The 3,353-nt window shown below is 63.0% G+C and carries 3 protein-coding genes; 2 read left to right on the plus strand and 1 reads right to left on the minus strand.

All coding sequences use genetic code 11. The features are described from left to right. Positions 1-57 precede the first annotated feature (57 nt). A complete protein-coding gene (locus tag VDP82_RS16035; RefSeq protein WP_323015832.1) occupies positions 58-1,551 on the minus strand; it encodes a UbiA family prenyltransferase in 1,494 nt (497 codons plus the stop codon). 239 nt (positions 1,552-1,790) lie between these two features. Between VDP82_RS16035 and VDP82_RS16040 the strand changes: the two genes are divergently transcribed. Further along, positions 1,791-2,648 (plus strand): transketolase, encoded by an 858-nt coding sequence (locus VDP82_RS16040; RefSeq protein WP_323015833.1) that lies wholly within the window; start codon positions 1,791-1,793, stop codon positions 2,646-2,648. Next, on the plus strand, positions 2,645-3,353 hold a 709-nt coding region (locus tag VDP82_RS16045; RefSeq protein ID WP_323015834.1), incomplete at its 3' end, for a transketolase. The genes VDP82_RS16040 and VDP82_RS16045, both read left to right, overlap by 4 nt.

Raw genomic sequence — 3,353 nt, forward strand, 5'->3', positions numbered from 1 at the left:
TGGCCGCGGCCAGCCCGCCCAGCAGCAGGAAGCGAACGACTTGCGGCAGGCGATGGATCAAAACGGCAGCCCCCGCCAGGCCATGACGAAAGCCGCTCCCACCGCCGCGCAGAGCATCAGGCTCTTGGGGTCGCGCGTGGCAAAGACCACCGGATCGTCCATCAGCTCGCCCCGCTGCGCGATCATCCAGATGCGCGAGAGCCACAGGAACAGCATGGGCGGAATGCCCCACAGCCAGACCGCATTGGAGTAGAAATCGACGAGAAAGGCGTCCTGCGTCAGATACAGCACCATGATGAGGATGGACGCCATGCCGCTCGACACGCCCATGCTCAGGATGAATGGGGTGTCCATGACGAAATAGCCGCGTCCCGAGATTTTCTCGCCGATATCGGGGCTCTTTTCGGCAAACCGCAAGACTTCGGTCAGGCGCTTGGCGAAGGAAAGCGAGGTGAACAGGAACATTGAAAACACCAGCAGCCATGGCGAGGTGGTTACCCCGACCGCGGCGATGCCCAGCACCAGTCGCAGGGTGAACAGCGTGGCCAGGATGAATGTGTCGAGAACGGGCTTGCGCTTGAAGGAAAAGGAATATCCCAGCGTCAGCACGGCATAGGCCAGCAGCACCGTAAAGACCGCCGGACCCATCATGGCGCCGATAATAAAGCTGACTGCGAGCGCGGCCGGCGCCATCAGGGCCGCCTGCTTGAGGCTCATGCGCCCACTGGCCAGGGGCCGGTTGCGCTTGCTCCAGTGGCGGCGGTCGTCCTCGATATCCCAGATATCGTTGACCAGATAGGTGGCCGACGCCATCAGGCTGAGCGCCACGAAGGCGAGTATGGCCGCCCGCCAGGCCTCGATGTCGGTGAACAGGCCGCTCAACACCAGCGGGATGAAGATCAGCACGTTCTTGGCCCATTGGTGCACCCGCAGGGCCTTGAGCCAGCCGCGCAGCCCCAGCGGCGGCGGGGTGAATACGGCCTCTACCGGTTTGCCCAGCGCCCGTGCCGCGCGGCTCGTCGCGGCGCTGGCATTGACCAGGATGATGGCCTGGGCCTTTCGCCAGATATGCAGGTCCGAGCGGCTGTCGGCGGCATAGGCGAAGCCCTGCGGAAAACGCGCCTCCACCGCTTCCGCCTTGGCTTGGCCCTTGAGGTTGCGCTGTCCGTCACTGGCAAGGACGAAATCCACGAAGGCGAAACGCGGGGACAGCCGGATCGCCAGCAATTCATCGGCTGCTGTCGCGAGGCAGACAAGGCGCCCCGAGGCGTGCTGGCCGGCGGCATAGTCCTCGAGGTCCTTGTTGACCGGCAGGGAAGCGAAGTCGAGATGCACAAGCTGGGCCAGCTTGCGCTTTAGCTGTGCCTTGCCCTGCAACAGCCACCACACCAGCAGGAAGACGCGAAACGGATTGGCCTTGACGAAAGCGACGGCGCATTCATGCAGCAGGTCGGTGCGCAGCAGCGCGTTGTCGACGTCGAGCACCAGCGGCAGCGCCATATCGGCGTCACCGGGTGACAGGGTGGTCTTGTGTGCTTGTGCGGCCCGCATCTGAGTTCTCGCCAGGACAATTGCCGCGCGAGGATAGAAGCCGGGCCTCCATAATTCCTAAACGAGAGCGGTTAACGGCAATTCGTCGGTCGGTCTCCTTCTTAGATCATATATGATGCATCATACTTGACCGCTGAAACCGATCTTGTTACTCGATGGGTGGTGCAGGGCAGGGTGCCTCTGCGGAAGGCCCGCTGCCCGCGTGCAGGGGCCGTCAAATGCCGGATGCGAGTGATGTTATGAAAAATACCGAACTAGGACCCGAGCAGATAGCGCGGCTTGAAGAGCGGGCTCAATTCGTGCGCCTGGAGACCATACGCCTGATCAGCATCGCCAAGGTGGGGCACTATTCGTCGGTTTTCTCCTGCGCCGAAATCTTCTCCTCGCTCTATTACGATGTCATGGATATCCGGCGCGGCGAGCCCAACTGGCCCGATCGCGACCGCTTCCTGATGGGCAAGGGCCATGCGGCGGTGGGGCTGTTCCCGATCCTTGCCGACCTCGATTTCTTCCCCACGGCATGGCTGGACGACTATACCCGCCTGGGCAGTCCCCTGGGCGACCATCCCGACATGCGCAAGGTGCCCGGGGTCGATTTCAGCTCCGGTTCCATCGGCCACGCCCTCTCCAACGGCGTCGGCATGGCCCATGGCGCGCGTATCCAGGGCCAGGATTTCAACGTCTTCGTGCTGCTGGGAGACGGCGAGATGCAGGAAGGACAGGTCTGGGAAGCGGCGCTTAACGCCTCCAGCCATGGTCTTTCCAATGTCATCGCCATCATCGACCGCAATGGCTACCAGCTCGACGGCAAGGTCGATGACGTCATCGCCATCGAGCCGCTGGACGAGAAATGGCGCGCCTTCGGCTGGGAGGTCCATGTGGTCGACGGCCACGACATCGTCGCGCTGACCCAGAAGCTGCGTGAGGTCAAGGCGGACAAGGCGCGCACGCGCCCCTGCTGCATCATCGCCAAAACCCTCAAGGGCAAGGGCATCGACTATATGGAGACCGAGCCCGGCTGGCATCTCGGCTGGCTCGCGCCCGAAGATGAGGAAGCCGCCCGTCAGACAATTCTCGCAAACGGAGCCCAGTCATGAACGCGCCGGTCAATCCCAAGTCCTGGCAATATCGCGACCTCAACAAGAATGCGCCCACCCTCTCGGTGCTTTCCGATACGCTGATCGAGCTGGTCGAGGCTGGCCATCCGATCGCCGCCGGCACCGCTGATCTTCAGCATTCCAATGGCCTGGTCGGCTTCGCCGAGCGCTATCCCGAGCGGTTCGTGCAGTTCGGCATTTCCGAGCAGAATATGGTCTCCGCCGCCGCTGGCATGGCCACCACCGGCCTCATTCCCTATGTGGCGACCTTCGCTTCCTTCATCGGGCTGCTGGCCTGCGAGCAGATCCGCATGGACGTGGCCTATTGCGCCCAGCCGGTGCGGCTCATCGGCCACCACACGGGCATTTCCATGGGCTTTTACGGCACTTCGCACCACGCCACAGAGGATATCTCCACCATGAGGGCCATTGCCGACCTCACGGTGATCTCGCCTTCGGACGGCGCCCAATACGCGCAATTGCTGCGTGAATCGGCCACCTATAGCCAGCCGATCTATTTCCGCACCCATCGCGGCCATGATCCGGTGATCTATGACACCTCCGAGCCGTTCAAGATCGGCAAGGCCAAGGTGCACGGCATCGGCAAGGACGTGACCATCATCGCCTGCGGCATGGCCGTGCCTGGCGCCAGGGCGGCCATGGACGCGCGCAACGCGCAGGGCCATTCGGGGGGCCTGATCGACA

The sequence above is a fragment of the Devosia sp. genome, assembly GCF_034675085.1.
GTDB lineage: Bacteria > Pseudomonadota > Alphaproteobacteria > Rhizobiales > Devosiaceae > Devosia.